This window comes from Bacillus sp. SIMBA_074 (genome assembly GCF_046534555.1).
GTDB lineage: Bacteria > Bacillota > Bacilli > Bacillales > Bacillaceae_G > Bacillus_A > Bacillus_A mycoides.
In genome coordinates this window covers 12,650-32,639 of record NZ_JAWRYM010000026.1, presented here as the reverse complement: position 1 = coordinate 32,639, position 19,990 = coordinate 12,650, and the positions used below count along the sequence as shown (strand labels likewise).

The 19,990-nt window shown below is 31.2% G+C and carries 19 protein-coding genes and 4 pseudogenes; 9 read left to right on the top strand and 14 right to left on the bottom strand.

All coding sequences use genetic code 11. The features are described 5' to 3' along the window. Window positions 1-206: 206 nt before the first annotated feature. The 3 genes from SB773_RS22460 (at window position 207) to SB773_RS22450 (ending at window position 2,380) form a co-directional block, all read left to right on the top strand. Entirely contained in the window at window positions 207-452 is a 246-nt protein-coding gene (locus SB773_RS22460) for a helix-turn-helix domain-containing protein (protein WP_410592201.1), read from the top strand. A gap of 210 nt (window positions 453-662) precedes the next feature. Further along, on the top strand, window positions 663-1,736 hold the full coding sequence (locus SB773_RS22455) for an AAA family ATPase (protein WP_410592199.1): 1,074 nt from the start codon (window positions 663-665) through the stop codon (window positions 1,734-1,736). Continuing rightward, window positions 1,736-2,380, top strand: a complete 645-nt coding sequence (locus SB773_RS22450; protein WP_410592197.1) for a DUF3226 domain-containing protein — start codon at window positions 1,736-1,738, stop codon at window positions 2,378-2,380. Before SB773_RS22455 ends, SB773_RS22450 begins: the two co-directional genes overlap by 1 nt. 55 nt (window positions 2,381-2,435) lie before the next feature. On the opposite strand, the pseudogene SB773_RS22445 reads toward SB773_RS22450, so the two are convergent. The 3 genes and pseudogenes from SB773_RS22445 to SB773_RS22435 form a co-directional block, all read right to left on the bottom strand. Next, window positions 2,436-2,665, bottom strand: a pseudogene (locus SB773_RS22445) (Y-family DNA polymerase); the annotation flags it as partial. Window positions 2,666-3,288: 623 nt separating this feature from the next. Then, window positions 3,289-4,167, bottom strand: a complete 879-nt coding sequence (locus SB773_RS22440; protein ID WP_410592195.1) for an oxidoreductase — start codon at window positions 4,165-4,167, stop codon at window positions 3,289-3,291. A 12-nt stretch (window positions 4,168-4,179) separates the two neighbouring features. After that, on the bottom strand, window positions 4,180-4,566 hold the full coding sequence (locus tag SB773_RS22435; RefSeq protein WP_410592193.1) for a carboxymuconolactone decarboxylase family protein: 387 nt from the start codon (window positions 4,564-4,566) through the stop codon (window positions 4,180-4,182). A gap of 641 nt (window positions 4,567-5,207) precedes the next feature. On the opposite strand from SB773_RS22435, the gene SB773_RS22430 reads away from it, so the two are divergent. Both SB773_RS22430 and SB773_RS22425 read left to right on the top strand, forming a co-directional pair. Beyond that, a complete protein-coding gene (locus SB773_RS22430) occupies window positions 5,208-5,993 on the top strand; it encodes a MerR family transcriptional regulator (RefSeq protein WP_410592191.1) in 786 nt (261 codons plus the stop codon). 239 nt (window positions 5,994-6,232) lie between these two features. Then, window positions 6,233-6,493 carry a hypothetical protein gene (locus SB773_RS22425; RefSeq protein ID WP_410592189.1) on the top strand — a complete coding sequence of 87 codons (261 nt, stop codon included), beginning with the start codon at window positions 6,233-6,235 and terminating at the stop codon, window positions 6,491-6,493. 588 nt (window positions 6,494-7,081) lie between these two features. Here the strand turns inward: SB773_RS22425 and SB773_RS22420 are convergent. From SB773_RS22420 to SB773_RS22395, 6 genes and pseudogenes are all read right to left on the bottom strand, one after another. Next, window positions 7,082-7,396, bottom strand: a pseudogene (locus tag SB773_RS22420) (IS4 family transposase); the annotation flags it as partial. A 102-nt stretch (window positions 7,397-7,498) separates the two neighbouring features. Further along, on the bottom strand, window positions 7,499-8,812 hold the full coding sequence (locus tag SB773_RS22415; protein ID WP_410592187.1) for an HlyD family efflux transporter periplasmic adaptor subunit: 1,314 nt from the start codon (window positions 8,810-8,812) through the stop codon (window positions 7,499-7,501). Beyond that, window positions 8,805-11,024 carry a peptidase domain-containing ABC transporter gene (locus tag SB773_RS22410; protein WP_410592185.1) on the bottom strand — a complete coding sequence of 740 codons (2,220 nt, stop codon included), beginning with the start codon at window positions 11,022-11,024 and terminating at the stop codon, window positions 8,805-8,807. Before SB773_RS22410 ends, SB773_RS22415 begins: the two co-directional genes overlap by 8 nt. Before the next feature lie 81 nt (window positions 11,025-11,105). Then, a complete protein-coding gene (locus tag SB773_RS22405; RefSeq protein WP_410592182.1) occupies window positions 11,106-11,456 on the bottom strand; it encodes a PH domain-containing protein in 351 nt (116 codons plus the stop codon). 105 nt (window positions 11,457-11,561) lie between these two features. After that, the gene (locus SB773_RS22400; protein WP_410592180.1) at window positions 11,562-12,956 is read right to left on the bottom strand and encodes a glycosyltransferase; all 1,395 of its coding nucleotides are present in this window, start codon (window positions 12,954-12,956) and stop codon (window positions 11,562-11,564) included. Between the two features lie 77 nt (window positions 12,957-13,033). Beyond that, window positions 13,034-13,252, bottom strand: a complete 219-nt coding sequence (locus SB773_RS22395) for a hypothetical protein (RefSeq protein ID WP_410592178.1) — start codon at window positions 13,250-13,252, stop codon at window positions 13,034-13,036. Between the two features lie 256 nt (window positions 13,253-13,508). Between SB773_RS22395 and SB773_RS22390 the strand changes: the two genes are divergently transcribed. Beyond that, the gene (locus tag SB773_RS22390) at window positions 13,509-13,994 is read left to right on the top strand and encodes a CPBP family intramembrane glutamic endopeptidase (protein WP_410592176.1); all 486 of its coding nucleotides are present in this window, start codon (window positions 13,509-13,511) and stop codon (window positions 13,992-13,994) included. Between the two features lie 191 nt (window positions 13,995-14,185). On the opposite strand, the pseudogene SB773_RS22385 reads toward SB773_RS22390, so the two are convergent. Both SB773_RS22385 and SB773_RS22380 read right to left on the bottom strand, forming a co-directional pair. Further along, a pseudogene (locus SB773_RS22385) lies at window positions 14,186-14,421 on the bottom strand (hypothetical protein); the annotation flags it as partial. A gap of 90 nt (window positions 14,422-14,511) precedes the next feature. Next, entirely contained in the window at window positions 14,512-15,588 is a 1,077-nt protein-coding gene (locus SB773_RS22380) for a hypothetical protein (RefSeq protein ID WP_410592174.1), read from the bottom strand. Window positions 15,589-15,950: 362 nt separating this feature from the next. Between SB773_RS22380 and SB773_RS22375 the strand changes: the two genes are divergently transcribed. From SB773_RS22375 to SB773_RS22365, 3 genes are all read left to right on the top strand, one after another. Next, the gene (locus SB773_RS22375) at window positions 15,951-16,736 is read left to right on the top strand and encodes a CPBP family intramembrane glutamic endopeptidase (RefSeq protein ID WP_410592172.1); all 786 of its coding nucleotides are present in this window, start codon (window positions 15,951-15,953) and stop codon (window positions 16,734-16,736) included. Between the two features lie 160 nt (window positions 16,737-16,896). Further along, window positions 16,897-17,250 carry a hypothetical protein gene (locus tag SB773_RS22370; RefSeq protein ID WP_410592170.1) on the top strand — a complete coding sequence of 118 codons (354 nt, stop codon included), beginning with the start codon at window positions 16,897-16,899 and terminating at the stop codon, window positions 17,248-17,250. A 756-nt stretch (window positions 17,251-18,006) separates the two neighbouring features. Beyond that, complete coding sequence (locus SB773_RS22365) at window positions 18,007-18,477, top strand: hypothetical protein (protein WP_410592168.1); 471 nt, start codon at window positions 18,007-18,009, stop codon at window positions 18,475-18,477. Between the two features lie 398 nt (window positions 18,478-18,875). Here SB773_RS22365 and SB773_RS22360 read toward each other — a convergent pair whose 3' ends face one another. The 3 genes and pseudogenes from SB773_RS22360 to SB773_RS22350 form a co-directional block, all read right to left on the bottom strand. After that, a complete protein-coding gene (locus SB773_RS22360; RefSeq protein ID WP_410592166.1) occupies window positions 18,876-19,046 on the bottom strand; it encodes a hypothetical protein in 171 nt (56 codons plus the stop codon). 21 nt (window positions 19,047-19,067) lie between these two features. Further along, entirely contained in the window at window positions 19,068-19,418 is a 351-nt protein-coding gene (locus SB773_RS22355; protein ID WP_410592164.1) for a YolD-like family protein, read from the bottom strand. A gap of 95 nt (window positions 19,419-19,513) precedes the next feature. Then, window positions 19,514-19,696, bottom strand: a pseudogene (locus SB773_RS22350) (Y-family DNA polymerase); the annotation flags it as partial. Window positions 19,697-19,990 lie beyond the last annotated feature (294 nt).

Sequence of the window (19,990 nt, the reverse complement as noted above, 5' to 3'; positions counted from 1 at the left end):
AGGTATACCTTTTGGTACGATAATGACAAATGATGTCGGTTATGGAGGATTATTATAAAAAATTCAGATATTTTATAACTTACCGAAACAAGTTAAGAAAAAGACCCTATTTAGGGTCTTTTTTGTCTTAGATTCTTGTATGTTACTTACAAGCAATGTACACTTTTAATATAAGTTACTTATAAGTAATGAAAAGGGTGATTTTGATGTTGTTTATGCTAGAGGAAATTATGACACCTAGAGAAGCATGCGATCATTGGGGAATTACACAAGAAGCACTACGGATGAAATTGAAGAGAGGGAAAGATAATAAATTAGTAGATGAACTAATTAAGGGTGGGAAAATTAAATACTACAAGCCCCAAGAGAAACAACGTGGGGAATGGATTTTAACAGTAGAAGCAATGAATATTCTTTTCCCTAAAAAAACACAGGAAATTAATGATTTGTAGAATAAAATAATTGATGATAGAAACCACGATTTTATTTGAGTGAATATATAATATGATTTAATTGTAGTTACTTATAATAATTAAGATTAGGAATAAAAAATACTGCTTGAATCGATTAAAGATTGTACAATTGATATATACTTAAGAGTGTGTAGCATATACAGGATTGGTTAACGAAGTTTTCCTGTATTGTGTATAGGAGGAAGGTAAATGATAGAATCAGTAAGGATTAGGAATTTTAAAGGGTTAGAAAACTTTCAATTAAATAATGTATCGAAAATAAATTTGTTAGGTGGACGAAATAACGCAGGAAAAACTACGGTATTAGAAGCTTTATTTATGTTTCATGACAAATTTAATCCTAATGTTCTTCTCAGACAATATAATTGGCGTGGGGTAAATGAGTTAACACTAAATCCAGAATCATTATTTGCACCTATTTTTTATAATTTTGATCTAAATAAATCAATTGTAATAGAAACAACGGATGAAAAGAAATTTAATGTGAATATGGCTATAAAATTTAAAAACGATGGTAGTAGAAAAATTATACCCATGAAAAGCCAGGATGGACAAATTAGAACTGATGAACAGATAATCGCTGCCAATTATTTGAATATAAGGTATAAAGGAAGTAACATGAAGACAGAGGAAGTAAATTTAATAGTAAACAATGAAGGGTTTGGAATGGAAGTAATTGCTGCATATACAGAACCGAAGTCAGCAGATTATCTTCCTGCGAAAGTACAACCTCATGCCCATCAAGACGCAATTCGATTTGGAGAATTGGATGTACGTGGAGAAGCAGAAATTATAGTTCACTTTTTAACTATAATTGAGCCCAGATTAAAAGGAATATCTTCTATTACAATGGGGAATGGAAGTTCTATGTTGCATGCGGATATTGGTATTGGGAAAAAGGTTCCAATCTCGTATATGGGAGATGGAGTTTCAAGGTTGTTAACTATATTACTTGCTATAGTTACAAATAAAAATGGATTAGTATTTATAGATGAAATAGAGAATGGTATTCATTATTCTGTATTAAGTAAAGTATGGGAAGTTATTAGTAAAGCTGCGATTGATTATAACTGCCAACTGTATGCAACTACGCATAGTTATGAATGCTTAAGTGCAGCAATTAATGGTATTCGTCCTGAAAATCAGCTTGATTTTAGGTACTTTAGGGTTGAGAGATCAAAGAAAAGTGAGCAGGTAGTTTCTAAGACATTCGACTATGAAACACTAAAAGTTGCAATAGAGAAAGGCTGGGAGGTTCGCTAATGCCAGTATTACCACATTCAATATCACCAAATGATGGAGAAATATTTAAGCCAAAACTTTTATTAGTAGAAGGAAAAGATGAAATTTCATTTTTTCGCTCTTTCTTAAGCAAACATAAAATGGACAATGATGTTCAAATAATTGATGTAGGTGGAGTAGAAAAATTTAAAACTGAACTTCCAGCATTAATAAATCGTACGGGATTTTCTGATCTTGTAGAATCAATTGCGTTGGTAAGGGATGCGGATGCTAACTTTGATGGGGCGTTTCAAAGCGCATGTGATGTAATTAAGAAAAATGGATTTGTTGGCCCTAAAACAGCTAATACGTTTTCTTGTGAAGGAGAAGTTAGCTTTGGAATTTTTATAATGCCAGGAAATCCAGAAGATGGAACGATGTTAGAAGATTTATGTTTAAAAACCAAAAATGAAGATCCTGTAATGAATTGTGTTAATCAATTTTTTGAATGTGTAGGAAGTAACACATCTGAATTTCCTCGGAATCTATCAAAAGCTAAAGTACAGGTTTATTTAGCGACCAAGCCTAAAATAGTTAATAGTTTAGGTCTAGGAGCGCAAAAACATTATTGGGATTTAGAACATGATAGTTTATTAGAATTGAAAAATTTCTTGCAACAATTGTAATGATATAATTCTATTAATTATACATAAAAAACAGGCACGCCACTGTAGAGGATGTGTCTGTTTTTTTGGTAATCCAGTATAGTCTTGCCATATTCTTTATACCTAAGGTTTTTAAGGCGGAGCTGTAGCTAGAACGAGTGAACCGTTTCTATTTATATCGCCGGCTACAGCTAATTTTGTATGCAGAGGGTCTAACTCCATTTTGATGCAACTAGCTGAAGCGTAAAAACTTCGTAGATCTATACATAAGATGATTCTATTCGATAGGATTGAATAGTCATACACTGTGATTCCTCTCTTTATAAAAGAATGTTTGTTCTTTTATGAAGAGAAATTATAATATATTAGAGAAGTTTGTATAGGATTCTTACAGAAAGACCTATATTTATATTTAAGTATAAACAACTATAATAAAATGAATTTCATGTTATCACTAACTATAATTCTTTAAAACATGTAAAGCACTGACATTCTGACCTTTTATTTTTGAAAAAGTTTGAAATCGTATATTTTTTACAAAAAAAAGATATAATTACTATTGAAGAGCAATTTGTAAGTCCCGTTGAAATATGTGGTAAATTTACATGGGATATAAAATGCATATTCGAAAAGAGATAATGCACTTAAAAAAGTGCTCTTATCTCTTTTTTACTTATATTATATAGCAATTAATTGTGGGGAAATTAAACAAACGTTTGTTTAAGACATTGCGGCTTAGGGATGTTACGTCTATTTTGATAATTTCATGTTTATTATATAGATTTTATATAACAAGGAAAAAAGTAGGGGAAGAGACACGAAAATCTCTTTGCAATCTACCGTTGATATATATCACAATATAATTCTAAGTATTATATTGAATTTTTTCTTGTAAATATACTTGCAACTTAAAAACCAGATATAAAGATTTAATCAATTTGTTCATCCTCTATATTTGTGCTTAATGTGACAGTTTGCCAATTATTTAAATCTGTTTTGACTTGTTCAAGTTTTGTTTTTATTCGCTTTAGGGAATCAGGCCCCAAAACAAGTCTTAGTGGTGGATCATCAGCTGCAACAACCTTCAAGATAGCTGAAGCTGCCTTTTTAGGATCACCAGGCTGATTACCGTTACTTTCATTAGCCGTTTCTCGTGTTTGTCCTGAAGTATTTGTATAATCTTTAATAACTGTATTAACAGAACGCATAGAACTTGCAAGAAAATCGGTACGAAACATTCCTGGTTCGACAATGGTAACGTGAATACCTAAAGGTTTCACTTCTAACGATAACGCTTCCGATAATCCTTCCACTGCGAATTTAGTGGAGTTATAGATTCCCCATCCTATAGAACCTGAAAATCCACCAACTGAAGAGATATTGATAATATGACCGGATCTTTGGGATCGAAGATGGGGTAAGACAGCTTGTGTTACAGCATGCAAACCAAAAACATTAGTAGAAAATACTTGTTTTACTTCCTCCAGGTTCGCTTCTTCCACTGCTCCTAACAGTCCATACCCGGCATTATTGACCAAAATATCAATATGCCCAAATTTTTCAATGGCTTTTTTGACTGATTCTTGGATTTGATAAGAATTTGTTACGTCTAAAGGCAGGATTAATAAATGATTATTATCTTGAAAAGATTGTGCTAAAATTTCTGGTTTACGTGCTGTAGCTACTACCATATCACCTTGCTCAAGTGCTGCCTCAACTAATGCACGTCCAAATCCTTTTGAAGCCCCAGTAATGAACCAGACCCTATTATATACAATGTTTTCCTTTTTCAATGTGCATACCTCCATTTTTCGGGAATTTCATCTTAAGTTTAGCTTACGTTCTTCAAAAATTCGTTTTGCCACAAAGATCGCATTAAGGACTCGTGAGAAGCCCGTGTAAGGGATGCAATGCATAATTGCTTCTACTATCTCATCTGGTGAGAGACCAACATTAAGTGACGCGTTAATATGGACATCAAGTTGTGGTTCACAGCCACCCTGTGTAGTTAGTGATGAGATTGTAACCAATTGACTTTGTTTGAGATCTAATCCTTCTTGAGGATAGATATCGCCAAAAGCGAATTCAACAACATATTTACCGAGATTAGGAGCAATATCTTTTAGGGAATCTATAACACGTTGCCCACCCTCTCCATCTATTTCCATTAGTTTTTTCCAGCCACGCTGATAACGTTCATTACTCATTGTATTTACCTCCTAATAATTTACCAGTTTAGATTTTTAAGCATTTAGTACGTCTATATTGCGTAGTATCAATTGATTAAAAAGTAACTCTTGATTAAACGTTACACCCTAGAGTGCAGTCTAAAGCAACCCCTTTTCTTTGTGTTATAATGAATTTTATGGAAAATATATTTACTATTAGGGGTCACCATACATGCCCATCAACTTAAGAATTCAGAATTACTCCAAAATGAAAAAATGAGCTTTTTTGTTACAAGTTAGCACAAAATTTCGCTCTGAGAGTAGTTGTATTTTCTTAGCTTGATGGCGGTGGGGTTCCACCAGCATTTTGGGAAATAACCACGCTAAGAGTATACAAGATTTTATACAGTTTTTTCGCTAATCCTGTAACAAACAAGAAACCTAAACCCACGCCAGGATAGGAATGTATAAAAAGATGAATAGGATTATAGAAAAAGAAAAAGGCGAATTCCTTTTGAAAGTAGGGATTCGCTTTTTTTTGCTACCAATAATGATGCGTTATGTCGACTAACTCTGTATAGGATATACAAAATTTAAATTGTAAAAATTAACGCTTGAACCTCCAGTTACGTTAGATATTATGATGAAATTAATAATAGATTGTAAGGAGGTTATATAAGTTGGGTAATGATTTAAGTTTCTCAATTGGTAAATTTTCTAAGAAAACTGGTGTTTCACTAAGGACATTGCATTATTACGACGAAATAGGGCTACTCAAAGCTCAAAAAGACCTCAGTTCTGGCCATCGACTATATGGAGAGGATCATATAGTAAAACTTCAAAAAATCTTGGCCCTAAAATTCTTAGGTTATAACCTAGAAGAAATAAGATTAATGCTAACTAATACAAGTCTCAACTTAAGCTTACAGGACACTTTAATTCAACAACAAAAAGCATTTGAGAAGAAAAAAGAGCATTTAGATAAAGTTCTGAAGGCAATTAATCAGACAATTTTTTTGTTAGATAGTCAAAAGGATGTTCCAAGTGAAATATTAATTAGTTTGATTAATAACATTCAAAATGAAGAAAATCAACGTACATGGCTTGAACATTTCACTTCTAAAGAAATTGCAGATAAAGTTTACAATAAAACTGACGAGGAGAATTTGTCCTTAGATAAAGAGTTTATTGATTTATCGAGAGATGTGAAGAGTTTAGTTGGAAAACCAGTTCATGATCCAGAAGTACAAGAGTTAGCAAATAAACATTTGCAGGCATCTCTTAAATATGTTGGTGAAGAGGCTATGCACGCTTTTGGAAAATTAGAGGACGAGGAAATAGAAGGTTTTCAATGTATGATGGCCTCTCCTTACACAGAGGAAGAAGAAAGATGGTTAGACCAAGTAATAGAATATTATATGGTTCAAAACGGAATGTATAATCCAAATCAACATAATGGTAAATAATTTCCTTTAAGCTAACTTTAAACTGATATTAATCAACTTCCAATAACGGTAATTATGTAAATACGAGACCCCTTCAGCAAGTAAACTGAAGGGGTTTTTTCTAGATACATTGAATACCGATAAGTGGGGTTATGTAAACTTATATAAACAGCGTATTTATAACCTTAAAAAACAGAAAATTCATGATATAATAATCTTTATAATATCCATAATTAGAAAAAAATGTTAGGAGGGGATTTATGCAACCATTTGTTGGACAAAAAATAATTAATTATAAAACAATAGACAAAATGTTTATAATTTTAATTTTACTATCGAGTACTTTAACTTTTAGTATCGGTCAATATTTATATGTTACATTCTTCTTATTAGGGATTATGTTTATATATAGAAGTATAAGAGATTTTAATTTGAATGTTTCATATATAATTATTGGTCTTGAATTAGTATTAGGTGTATTTTTAACTATATATATGGCATTTAATTATTTAGTTGCTTAGATGAAAATATAAAAAGAATACCGCCTTTAAAGGTGGTATTCTTTTTTATATTAATGAGATCTTTTTGTTTACAGATTTCTTGTCCTCTTTGTTTATAGCATTTTGAATGTATACTTTTGTTGTGCATATTGATTATATCGGGGGATTTGGTTTGAAGTCAATGAATAAGGAGATTTGAATGTAAACTAATGGCTAAAAGTTTACATTCGATTTTTCCATCAGTTATAGTTCGTTTTGTAATAAATTTCTCAATATAGATATATTTGCTAATTATGGCTTTAATATTAAAAATTTACAAAAAATAAAGTATAATAAAAACATGATGGTTATCCCATATGTTTACTCCTTGTGCTAAAGATAAGATCGTGTTCCCGGATCTTATCTTTTAATTTTTGGATTTTAGATACAAAAAAGGAATCCTTAATAGCTTAAGGATTCTGCAACAGGAAATAACAAAAATATAAATAATAAAAAGAATTACTTATATTATAGTAATACCTATGGTGCTGCCCAAAAAATTTAAATAAGTCAAACAGTGAGTTTATTTCATTAACAAAGGTACAGGACAATGTCTAAACGTACAATTTTCTTTTTTGATATGGTGAGCCCAAGTAGGTGTTGTAAAAGTTGGACGACCGCCTTATTAAACCGTTGATTCAGTCCCTCAGGACTGATGAGTACTTCTGTTGATGCTTCTAAACAGCTAGATAACTGAGTTAAAGAAGTCATAGCTACATTTTGGCTCACCCATACACATAAAGCTACTAAATCTTTTGCTTGGTACTTACTGGTTCGTTGTACAAAACCAGCATCTCTAGCAAGATCCTGTAAGGTATTTGGAGATAAAAAACTTTGAATCTCTTGAGCAAATAGATGTAATTCATCAGACACAGAAACAGACATAAAAAACGCCATCCTTTCCTATGATTCTACAGAAAGAATAGCGTATTTTTTCATTTTAGGCGCATTTCTTTTTATTAGCTTGATAGCGATGTGGCGAGACTCCTAATTAGAAATAAAATCTAACTTACGTAAAATAAGTTTCCAAATAGATTCTTCACCCGTTACGACAGAAGCTCTACCTACCATTCCCATATGTAATTCATCAAATTCGTTTGTATCAATCGATGCTTTCAGTTCATACATATATGTTTTGGAATCTTTATCAAAAATAGGATGGGCAGATATGTAAGTTACAGTTCCAACTTGCTTATCTGTCTTTTTTAATTTAAAGGAATACTGCACTTTGTCTCCTTTTTTTATCCCTTTTACTTCTTGTGCAGGCAATAGTACCTTTATCTTTTTGATACTTTCCTTTGGAACAATCGATATTACCTCTTGACCAGGATCAACTAAATCTCCTGTTTGCAAAATAGAGGAGAATTGTATAATACCATCCGTTGGTGCCTTTATAACAGTCGTTTCACTTTGATGATGCAAGCTATTCAATTCTTGTTTTTTTACAAACAGCTCTTGTTCTACAGACTGAATACGCTGATTAACTGAAACAATAGCATTCTCTTTATATTGACGTAAGGCATATTTCTTTTGCTCTTGTTTTCCTTCTTTAGCTGATTCAATTTTATTTCTTTCACTTTCTAATGTTACTTTTCTCTGTTCTATTCTTTTTTCTACACTAGTTTGTTGCGCCTCTAATGATTGAATCTTTTCATTTAATGAATCAATTTGTTCTGGTAGAAGCTGTTCTTTCTGTTTTTGTTTTTGAGTAGATTTCAGCTCTCTTTGTATGTTTTCCTTTTCCGCAAGCAACCCTTGTAAAACCTCATCTTGTTCATTAGATAACTTATTATTCATGAGGGATTTAATCTCATTTTCTTGTTCTTTTTCTAAAGCTTGATATCCTTGCTCATATGCCTTGTATTCATCACGTATTTTTTGATCTAATCCTTCAGAGAAAAGTGCTTTCTCAGATTCAATACTCTTTTTTAACTGCTCTAACATTGCTTTTTGTTCTTCTACATGTTTTATAATGTCATTTAGTTGATTCTGTTTACCTGTTAACTCCTGGTTCCTCAATTGGAGTAAAACCTCGCCTTTTTTCACTTCATCACCAGATTGAGCAGAAACAGTGTCTACAATACCTACAATTTGCGTACGAATTGTACTGATATTTGATTTCCCTTCAACTATCGCAGTACCTTTGCTGACAATATCCATTTTTCCAACATATGCCCAAACAATAAAACCTAATAGACACAAAAAAAGAGAACTCAATAATATAGCTATAAAACGAGGCGGGTTTCTTTCTAATAACTCAACACTATCAGTTAATTCATCAAAAGAGTACATCTTAACCATGTTGCCCACCTCGCATTGCATCAAATTCAGTCTCAAGATATTCTACATGAACGGTTTGATTTTTCCATAGTCGGTAGTACTCACCTTTTTGGAGTAATAATTCCTCATGAGGTCCTTCTTCTATAATATTTCCTTTTTCCATTACAAAAATTTGGTTGGCATGCTGAATTGTACTGAGTCGATGAGCAATCATAATAACTGTTATACCTTTGGAACCTAAGTCTTTTAACATATCTGTAATATACTTTTCTGTTGTTGAATCTAAATTACTTGTTGCTTCGTCTAAAATAATAATATCTGGTTTTTTTAACAGTGCCCTTGCAATAGCTAATCGCTGTCTTTGACCGCCAGATAAATTTGAAGCATTTTCCTCTAAGGAAGTCTCATAGCGTAAAGGTAAATCACAAATAAATTCATGCGCACATGCATCCTTACAAGCTTGAATGACTTCTTCTAACGAAAGCATGCGTTCCAATCCAAATCTTAAATTATCATAAATAGATCCACTAAAGAAGAATGACTCTTGTGATACATAAGCAATTCGATCTCGAAGTGCCGTTCGGTTAATCTCTTTTATGTGAAAATCATCATAATATATGTCACCCTTTTGTAGTTCATAATAATTCATTAATAACTTAGCAATGGTCGTTTTACCAGAACCGCTTTCTCCTACAAATGCAACTTGGTGACCTGGTTGAATCGAAAAATTAATATTCTGCAACACGTTTTTACGTGTTCCATATCGAAATGTAGCATTTAAGCATGCTATCTTCCCAGATAATATTTTAGGGGAAACTTTACGTTGTTCTGTTTCATCTTTTTCTCCATCTAAATCTAAGATTTCATTTAAACGTTCACCAGCAACTAATGCAGTTTGCATCGTAGGCTGAATACCAATTAAATTTTCAATTGGATTCAAGAAATATCCTAAAAGTGCATTATATGTAATCAGTTCACCCATTGTCATATTTCCTTTTAGGACTTGCATCGCTCCCACCCAAAGAATAACAGTGCCCCCAATAAGCGCCAGTCCCATTTTAATAGAACCTTGCAAATTCGATACCATTCCTCTTTTGAATATATGTCTTAACAAATTTACAAAGCGACTTTCTGTTTGAAAAAACACTTCTCTCTCTGCATTATAAGACTTTATCGTCGCAATTCCATTTAATGATTCCACTAAATACGATGTTAATTTTGCACTACTTTCCATCTCATTACGATTTATAGTCTGATAGGGTTTATGAAATAAAAAAATAACTCCGATATAAAATGGAATGAGAAGCAATGTGACGACAAATAAAGTGGAGCTTTGTACATATAATAAAATACCACCTAAGAAAACCATAACTGTATCAATCATTAATGTAATAGTAATTGTCGATAAAGCTTCGCGTATTTTACTTGCATCCATAAAGCGGGAAATGATTTCACCGACTTTTCGTGTTTCAAAAAAATTCATAGGTAAACCTACAACATGACGATAATATCCAAGCATCAATTGAATATCTATCCGTCTACTTAAGTATAAAATGAGGTGCGTCCGAAAATAGGAGAGTAATACTTTAAAGAAGTATAAAATAACAATTCCTATAGACACTATATGGAGTGTTTGCAACAATTGATTCGTCACAATATCATCAATTAAGAACTTAAAATAAAATGCGCCAGCAAAACCAAATATATTAAAAAAAATAGAAGCTATAAATAATGGAAATAACAAACTCATTTGAGGTCTTAATAGTGAAAAAAATCGAAAAAGTGTTCCTTCAGATTTTTTTCCTTTTTGGAAATTCTGACGTGGGGTCAATAACACCAATATTCCTTGCCAAATCTGACAAAAATCAACTAATGTATATGTAACAAGCCCTTGTGCTGGATCTGCTACATAGATTTTACCGTTCTTTACTTTGTGTATGACTACATAATGAAGTAGTCCACCGTCCATAATGACATGAGCAATAGCAGGCAAAGGTATTTCTTGCAATGCATCTACGCTTGTTGCTTTCACACCCTTCGTATCAAAATCTAAGCTATTAGCAGCTGCTAGCAAACCCTTGATGTTTGTGCCATGTAGATCCGTTCCAGCAACCTCTCGAATTTTTGATATGGATATTGAAAGGCCGTAGTGACGTGAAATCATAGCTAGACAAGCTGGACCACAGTCTTTTAAATCATGTTGTTTGATACAACGAAACTTCTTTCGAACCAAAATACTACCTTCTTTCTCAGTGATAAAACCGCTAAGTTCCAAAACATTTTACTATCAAAGTGGAGGATATGAAGTTTGCTATTACTTTTTACGCAGGGTATTCACTGTTTCTACAAATGTAGTAGCATACGTATTTGTAATTTTATTGAATTTCAAATATTCATCATTGTACTCCATTCGAATTCTTATTCCAAAGATACTTTTTTTCAATGTAAATGAAGAGATTTTTTCATAAAGGAATTCTTCAACCATTTCGTTTTTAAAATTTAAAAGGGGTGGCCCGTAAAAAATCATTCTTCGTTCAGTGGCAACCAATATGCCAGGACGAGAGGAATTTTGGTTGACATATAGGTCGAATGAGCATTGTAATACACACAATATATTTTCTGTAGCATCCAATTGTTTCTTTATTTTTTCCAATGACTTTTGCATTCCAAAAACTCCTTACAATTTTATTTTGCGTTAGGATCTAGCTCTGTTAACCATAAATCCTAACGCAAAATAAAAGTATTTATAGTAGTTAGAATATAATACTATTCATTTACTTAAAAATTTTTCAATATTATCTTTTAAAGCATTTAATTTTGATTTAATTTCATCTAACAAAGCATCCTCCTTTATAATAGAAAACATTTGAAAAGCTTTTTCATAATTACCCAGATTAAAATACAACATACCTAGTAGATAAAAGATATGATATCCATCCGAATTAATTATAGAAAAGGGGGATTCAATCTTTCGCATATGTTGAATACTACTTTGAATAAGATTTGAAATCTGAGACGATTGATTTGCCCAGTTATTTATTAGACTATAGTATAGTCCATCGATACAATATGGGAATCTATTAGATAATTCATTGACAATTCCTTGTAATGCTTCAAAATTACGTTGAGAATCATAGATATCCGCTAACATTAATAGAGAGCGTAAATAAAAATGATTATTTTCATGATTATCTTTACTATTTTCAATTCCTTGTACAAGTGTATTAATCACTTCTTCATCAGAATAACTAGCTTGTTTTTGTTCTCTTGCTAAGAAATAATACCATCTTATATTGTCTGGTTCTATATGTATCATTTTATGCTGTAATTTTAAATTTCTTTTGCACTTGTTCTTAGATTCTCTTATTTCTGATTTGTACCCATCGTGATTAAACGTAAAATCTGTTGTGAAATAGATTAAGTCGCTTCCTTTTTTCTGAATATCATAACGTAAATCTTCATGAATTATTCCAAAGTATTTTAGATTATCCTTTTTTCTAAAGATTCTCTTATTAAAATCCATCTCTTGATTATCGTGATTTTTAATTTTTGGACAGATGACTACTGGAGAAATAGGGAATTCGTAAAACAGTTCCAAAAATTCTCTTATATCCTTTTGTTTGATTTCTAAATGTTCATCTGCATCAATTTGAAGTACCCAATCACCCGTCGAATAGTCTATTAAGCGATTTCGACACTCTGAAAAATCATTTTTCCATTCTAAATGATATAGTTTCACATCTGGAAAATTATTTTGAATTATTTCTCGTGTCTTATCGGTAGAGCCAGTGTCTAAAATAATAATTTCATCTGCAAGATCTTGAATACTTTCAATACATCTAGCAATACATCTTTCCTCATTCAACGTCATAATATTAACAGAAATTTTAATTTTTTTAGTGGTTAGGTAATTCTTTAATATTTCTATAAATTGCGTATCACTTAAATAATTCAATTCCTTAACTAGATTTGAATGTAAATCAGAAAGTAATCCGTTAGCTTCTTCTGAATATTTATTAATATTTCTTAAAAGTGATATTCGTTTACTAACCTTATTTAACAAGTTATCATCATTAATATTCATAGCTAACAATTTATTATATGATATTTCAAAAAAATTTATATTATATCTTAATTCGTTTGAAATATAATTGAAATTTCCCATACATCATCCCTCATTTAATAGTTACAGGGTTAGTTTTGTAAACTAACCCTGTAACTATTATCTATCAATTAAAGTTATTAACGGTGGCCATATGCCCCTTCTAAGTAATTACCATTACCTGTAAAACCTTTAGTGTATCCGTCACCCATACCGCAACCGTGACCCTTAGAATAAATCCCTCTAACAAAGTCTGCGCCCCATCTAGCAGCGTCTTTCCAACCTCCACCATTGATTTCTTCTAGTTCAACTTCTTCTAGATTTGCTAATAAACTATTTTCTTTGTTTAAAGTTTTCATACATAACGCCCTCCATTTTTTAAATTATATATATATATAGATGTAAGCTTACGATATATATTCTACAACTATATGGAAACGTTTACAATAGTAATGTTCAATTTTTTTTCAAAATAATAAATTTAGATTACATTTACATAATTCTATATTTAATATGCATTTTCTATATTTGCTCGTCATTATGATTAGTAGTAAAATAAAATACATATTTCCTAACCAGAATAAATAATTTCACAACATGTCAAAGGAGTACATTATGTGTAAATATTTACATCGTTTTATTTATAACTTAAGATTTCCGTATTTCATCATACTTATGACTATAGCTACATTTGTACTACCATTGGTATCCTTTCTTATACCGATAGAAGCAGAAAGAAATCCGATTGAGGATGTCTCTCTTATTCGACAAGTTATATCTGGTTGTGTCGTAGCTCCACTAATAGAAACAGCTCTTTATCAGATGTTTTTGTTTTGGATTTTAAAAGATATTCCATTTATACGTAAATACGATAATATTCCAACGATTTTTCTTTCAGCCATTATTTTTGGAACTATTCACTCATATGGGATTTCCTATAAAGTTTATACTGGCCTAATGGGTGTCATTCTAGGATACTCATATTGGATTTATCAAAAAAAGAAGGAAAAAACACCTAAAACACTCTCCGCATATTGGGTTGTTTTTTTTATTCATGCATTACATAATTTTTTTACCTTTATATTAAAAAATTTCACTTAATAGAATTAGGATTTGTACAGAAACCGAAGGATATCTGAAAGTAAGAATTGTAGTTCACCTTGAATCGAAAGATTCATAAAAAACGCTATCCTTTCTGTATATCTCTACAAAAAGAATAGCGTTTTTTTATATTCAAATGAAATTTTCATTTCAGATTAAACGAAATATTAATGTATTTTTAATGAAGATTTTTATATATTAGATAAACACTTATTTTCCTCATATAAAGAATCAACATGCTGTTTTAAATTCTTGATGAATAATAGAATTTCTTGACTAGGCATTCTAGCATGTTGAAGATGAAATATGTTTCCTTTTCCGATTTCTAACTCGTTTGAAACCAAAGTAATAGGGATATTCCTAAAGACATGCATGGAAAATACAATTGTACAAAAGTTTCTCTAAAATATATATCCGATTGACAAATTTATTACAAAATTAGCTATAAATGATTCAAAAGTTTACTTTCTTTTTTAGTTGGTACATTTTTAAATATTCCGTATCTTTTGAGTTTTCCTTAGTGTATAGTTGTGTCCTTCTGTTTCTTTTCCCTAATTTCAACAGCAAAGTTCATGATCTCTACCTGTGATAATTTTTCTTCTTTAATATCACCGAAGATGCCCGAACCAACATATTTCATATCATCCCACTTGCAGAACGGTTCTTCATCTTTTAAAACCATCTCTGTATACCTTTGCCATTTTCCATTAATGTTTGCCATATTGAATCGTCCTTCGTCTTGTAAAATTCTTAGTGCAAACATCTTATCTGAATAATAAAAGTCGTAAGGAGTATCTTTATTAAAATAACGCTGAAAATCGATTTCATCTTCTCGTTCGGGAATCTCTCTCTTTTCTGTTTCAACTTTTATATAAGAAGAAAGCGGAAAGTCCTCCAATTCATCGTCATATATATGCTCTAAAACCCAATAGTTACTATCTGAATCTCCAGGGAAGTATATAAACCATTCGTCTCTATCTGTTTTAAACACATACTCCGTGTTTGAATGAGTTTTTTTTCGATATGTTTCAACTATATATTTATCGGAAAACCAATCTGTCTGATCGTAAGAAATATCGGATAAGATTATGTCATTATCTCCATTTATAATGAAGAATTCTTCATTACCCTTTTCTTTACAAGAGTAACACTCGAATACTTGAAACTCTTCGTATGTCCTTAAATCCTCCTCTGCTAAAGCACCTCTAATTTCATCTTGAACTTCTTGAGGTATCTCTTCTAAACGCAACAAACCATTTAAATCGCGCATTCGTACTCCATTAGGTTCTTCGGCAACTTGTATGCCATATGGCTTTAGAATTTGGGTTACCCTTTCTACTAGCGGCCAATCAATATGAAACATATATTCATAAATACTGGAATCAAAATCATTTATAGGAGTTAATAATTCTCTAGTTTCAAAATTGTCACTAATGAGCCATTTTTGAGGATAAGAAAAGTCCCCTTTTTTAATAAATATCGATGCGGAATTGTACACATATTTTTTTAAACTTTCATTCGAAAAGATCAGATACTTTGTATTTTCATCAGTTTCGTGTTCAAATATTCTTCTTCCCTCTAATAATATTTTCATATATACACCTCTATAAGATTGATAATGTAGCAGCTATTATATAGAACATAGATTGTTAATATTATTATAGGCGTCACGTCACCAAAAGTAAAAACTGTACCTATTGAAGCGGTGACACGTAAAACTGTAAACGTTACAAATAGTTACAGTTTTAGTGGAAATATTGAAAAAGTACTGATAGTTATAAGGAAGGATAAAAAATATTGCCATTTCAAAGAAAAAGAATTCTTTCAGATTCTCAAGAGTTTTTTTTCTTTATGAGTCGAATGTTTAGGTTTTTATTGCTTGATACGAATCGACCACATGACAAGTTTTTTCTGTATTATAATGGTAATAACAAAATGTTGAAGGGGGTGAGTGGTGTGGATTCGCCTGTTCAGAATCGTATTTGGGATGTTGTAGTAGAAATCTTAAAGGGTCTTTTAATAGTTTCGCTATATACTATATCAACTGTTTTAGCATTTCTCTTAATGCGACAAGTAGATATAGCTCTTGGATTGGGATTATCAGGTCCAGTTGGTATTGGTCACCTGGGATTGATTGTAGGATTTTTAGTGGCACTAATCTTTTTTAGGGGTTTTAGATCGTCTTTTTCTAAACATTTCATTAGGGAGAAGAAAATGTTTTTTGTGATTGGGATACCTGTTTTGTTGGGTATTATCATGCAATTAACCCTATCTTTCATTAAAATTTTTGTGCTGTGGTTAGGTTTTGATATTCCTGTCGGTTCAGGACAATATGTTTCGGATGGACGTTTGACGGCAGCAGGTGAATGGATCTTAGTATATTTAACAGGACCGTTTTTGGAAGAAGCTATCTATAGATATGGGCTTTATATGGGTCTGTTAGGTCTGTTTGAATTACTAGAGTTGATAAAAGATAAATCTTCATTAATTAGAAAGGTTTATGATGGCTCTGAAATAAAGAAGAGAATATGGATTTGTTTATGGCTTTTAGGATCTAGCGTGTTTTTTTCGGTAGGTCATGGAGTCAACATGATGAATATTTGGTTCTACTTGATACCAGGTGTTTTATACGGAGTGTTATTTTTGAGATATGGATTCTTGGCTAGTTGGATTAGTCATTCGATGTTTAATTTTGTATCAAAAGACGTATACCGACTGTTATTGAGAGTCTTTGGAATGTAAATTGATTCTGATTCACACTTAATAAAAAAGAAGGTTGATTATAAGTCAACCTTCTTTTTTGCCATTTTGTTTCTGTAAAGGTTGTTCGTTACCTATAAGTAACGAATAGTGTAGGTTTGAAAAAAAGTATATTGAATTTATTCTGGAAAATAAGGAACATATGAAGAAAATTAAGGAATTAGAGAAAGTATCAAGAGAGTATATGGATTATTTATTGGATAAGCTCGAAATAACTTCTAATGGTGTTTCAATTTCTGATAGTAAAGTACACAATTGGGGTTATATTGAAAGTGAATTTGAGAAGTTAATTGGGGATAATTACTTTTTCGACAATGAATGTGATTATTTCGGTATGATTGAGGATGGTTACGAGCAAGCATACTATCATCATAGTCCAGAAATGTTGATAGATGCTATTAAGAATGAACAAAAGAGAAGACATACAAGGAAGAGACACCCTAAAAAGAGTTGGGAGAAATTAAAAACTTTCAGTATAGAAAAAGTAGGAAAATAGATATAAATAAAGCATCCTACCAATCGTTAAATTAGTATGGCCGTGTAGCAACGGAACCAAATCATGCAATAGGGGTACAGTCGAGATACGTGTACAACTAGGTTATGGGCAATACATATATTTGCGAGAGTTTTAATCAAACTTTATTTCAAAGCTACAATAGATTCGAGTGAGAAGGCTTTAAAACGACAAAATTTGACATTTTCATTTTAAAAGGTTATCATGAATGCTATAACAACGTTGTAACGAGTATTCAGAGTGTGGAATAGCGAGGGAAAGGACATACCTTCAAATCCTATTCTAATAGCCTAAGACGGAAGGGAAATACCCTCGACTCTTAGGCTATTTCTCGTTTAATGCATGATTGTATAGTTTGGGGGTGCGAATATGGAATGGCTTGCTTTATGTATGGGGAGTTTATCTTTTTTACTTGTTTATCAAGAAATGGAAAAAAACAAAAAGTTAGAAAAGAGAATCCAAGAGTTGGAGAACAAGATTCAATCATAAGACAATTGTAATTTTGAAACAAAGTTGCACCGTTTGTAAAAAAGTTTGTTCAAAAATCCTAGATGAAATGTTGAATTTCCCTTGTACAGCAACCAAGCTAAGTGGACATTTGACGTGACCCTATTTACCGAAAAACACAGGTTTATGAGGTGTTTCCAATCAACTTTATTGTAAAGAAACACTTTAAAAATGCTATAATTTAATTAGAGTAAAACACTCTATATTTTAAAAAATGAAAGGGCTGATACAATGACTTTAATGTTTAATTCGATACCATTTGAAATCCATGAGGCTTTAAATAATAATATACTTAGTTATAATATTCGGACTGATTACTACACACATAATCAAGATCCAAGTGTATTAAATGAAGAAAACATTGAAATATCTCTTCATAATAAAATGATTAAAATAAGAAGAACAACAAAAGAAACATCCTCATCAACTAGAGATTCAGAGAATATTTCAATTCAATCCATCCCATTTAACAATATAGATAACATCATACTAGATTTAACGCTAAGACCTGATAATAACTATAAATCTAATACTGTCAAATTTTTATTCTTACAAAATGCTCTAGTAGTCCATGAATTTAACTTTTCAATTCAATTGTTACATATCCCAAAAGAAGACATTCCAAAAATAGAACAAATAATACAAAACATTCACGAAAGCTTTGTTAGAGAAATGTTAACACCGATTTCTAATGTGATGTAAATTTAATTCGGTTTCAAAACAACAATCTTTTTAAATATTATCATTTAGTGTTCCTATTACTGGAATTATTTGTTGTATTGCGTCTAACTTTTTAGTAAATGTAAAGTATAAAATATCTTATGTATATAAAAATGAGACTTCTATATAATTTATAATCAAACTTTTTTATAAAAGTTTGATTATATTGAATATGGAAAAAGCGTAGTTTGATAAATTTTTTTTCAGACACGCTTTTTCCATTTGCCCCTTTTATGAAGGTATATTAAGCTGATTTAATCAAACTTTATTTCAAGGCTACAACAATCTTAGTTATTCAAGAAAATAGAGAAACCTCAAAATAAAAAGGTTTCTCTATTTTTCAGTTGTTTTATCAATACTTAAAATTAACACGCCTATTCTTAATTAACATCTTTTTCTAGAAATGCTTTAGGTAATTCCTTTTCACCAGATACATCAAACTTTACTTCTCCATTCACTTCATAAATTCGTTCGACGATAGGTATTTTTGTCGTCATTTGTAGTTCGTTGATTTTTCTTTTTCTTGCTTGTTCAAATTGAATAACATTCATACTGTATTCTCCTTTTTGATATTAATTATGAAATTTACAATCAACAATGTCATCCAGGTCAAACTTATTTTGAAAACGAAATGCATCGGTAGTAATTATTGTTTTTTTAAATAGGTCAATCTTTTGGATATCCATTATTTCATGGTATATACAACCGTCTTTGTAGTACCATAGATTTACTTCTTGCTTTGTATGTAGCGCTTCATTTAATGTTCGCCCTATCTCCTCTATTTGTTGCTCGTCTAACACTGGCTTCTCTACCTTTAATTGTTCTTGAATAATCTGTTTAATCCCTTCGAATTGCTCAGGAATTGCAGAAAATGGACTGAACTTTACCATGCCTCGTCCTCTTGGTATATTTGTATGATTCAAGATTTATGCTCTCCTAACAATGTGTTTCTGTGTCTTGCTGTAGCGCTATGAGTATAAGAAATCCCTCTTAATATGCTGTTCTTGCCGAACTTAGCTATTGCTTTTAATGGTGGAGTTGCAGCTAAGACAATTGAGCCATTCCTATTAACATTACCAACTACAGCTAATTTTGTGTGAAGTGGATCTAATCGCATTTTGATGCAACTAACTGAAGCGTAAAAGCTTCGAAGATCTACGCATAAAATGATTCTATTCGGTAAAAGTGAATAGTTGTACATTATGATTTCCTCCTAACGAAAAAAAGAACGTTAGTTCCTATTATAAACGAACTTATGTTCTTTTATAAAGTGGTTTTGATTATTAAATTATTAGCAAGAAATAAAAAGGACTCTTTCATAATCTGAAGAGTTCTTTTTGGTTGATATATTATCTTGTGTATTCTAAAGCTATACGCCATCTTAATTTACAGGCTTGGAAAAATACTTCAAATATTTCTTCATAATATAAAGTTAATTCAGATAAAGATTGGTTGAGTAGATTATATATATATAAGAATCTTATAGAGAGTTAAT

What these genes read in the sequence shown, in the direction of transcription:
- SB773_RS22460 (WP_410592201.1), top strand. Translation starts at nt 207, where the DNA reads ATGTTGTTTATGCTAGAGGAAATTATGACACCTAGAGAAGCATGCGAT.
- SB773_RS22455 (WP_410592199.1), top strand. Translation starts at nt 663, where the DNA reads ATGATAGAATCAGTAAGGATTAGGAATTTTAAAGGGTTAGAAAACTTT.
- SB773_RS22450 (WP_410592197.1), top strand. Translation starts at nt 1,736, where the DNA reads ATGCCAGTATTACCACATTCAATATCACCAAATGATGGAGAAATATTT.
- SB773_RS22440 (WP_410592195.1), bottom strand. Translation starts at nt 4,167, where the DNA reads ATGGAGGTATGCACATTGAAAAAGGAAAACATTGTATATAATAGGGTC.
- SB773_RS22435 (WP_410592193.1), bottom strand. Translation starts at nt 4,566, where the DNA reads ATGAGTAATGAACGTTATCAGCGTGGCTGGAAAAAACTAATGGAAATA.
- SB773_RS22425 (WP_410592189.1), top strand. Translation starts at nt 6,233, where the DNA reads ATGCAACCATTTGTTGGACAAAAAATAATTAATTATAAAACAATAGAC.
- SB773_RS22415 (WP_410592187.1), bottom strand. Translation starts at nt 8,812, where the DNA reads ATGGTTAAGATGTACTCTTTTGATGAATTAACTGATAGTGTTGAGTTA.
- SB773_RS22405 (WP_410592182.1), bottom strand. Translation starts at nt 11,456, where the DNA reads ATGCAAAAGTCATTGGAAAAAATAAAGAAACAATTGGATGCTACAGAA.
- SB773_RS22400 (WP_410592180.1), bottom strand. Translation starts at nt 12,956, where the DNA reads ATGGGAAATTTCAATTATATTTCAAACGAATTAAGATATAATATAAAT.
- SB773_RS22395 (WP_410592178.1), bottom strand. Translation starts at nt 13,252, where the DNA reads ATGAAAACTTTAAACAAAGAAAATAGTTTATTAGCAAATCTAGAAGAA.
- SB773_RS22390 (WP_410592176.1), top strand. Translation starts at nt 13,509, where the DNA reads ATGTGTAAATATTTACATCGTTTTATTTATAACTTAAGATTTCCGTAT.
- SB773_RS22380 (WP_410592174.1), bottom strand. Translation starts at nt 15,588, where the DNA reads ATGAAAATATTATTAGAGGGAAGAAGAATATTTGAACACGAAACTGAT.
- SB773_RS22370 (WP_410592170.1), top strand. Translation starts at nt 16,897, where the DNA reads ATGAAGAAAATTAAGGAATTAGAGAAAGTATCAAGAGAGTATATGGAT.
- SB773_RS22365 (WP_410592168.1), top strand. Translation starts at nt 18,007, where the DNA reads ATGACTTTAATGTTTAATTCGATACCATTTGAAATCCATGAGGCTTTA.
- SB773_RS22360 (WP_410592166.1), bottom strand. Translation starts at nt 19,046, where the DNA reads ATGAATGTTATTCAATTTGAACAAGCAAGAAAAAGAAAAATCAACGAA.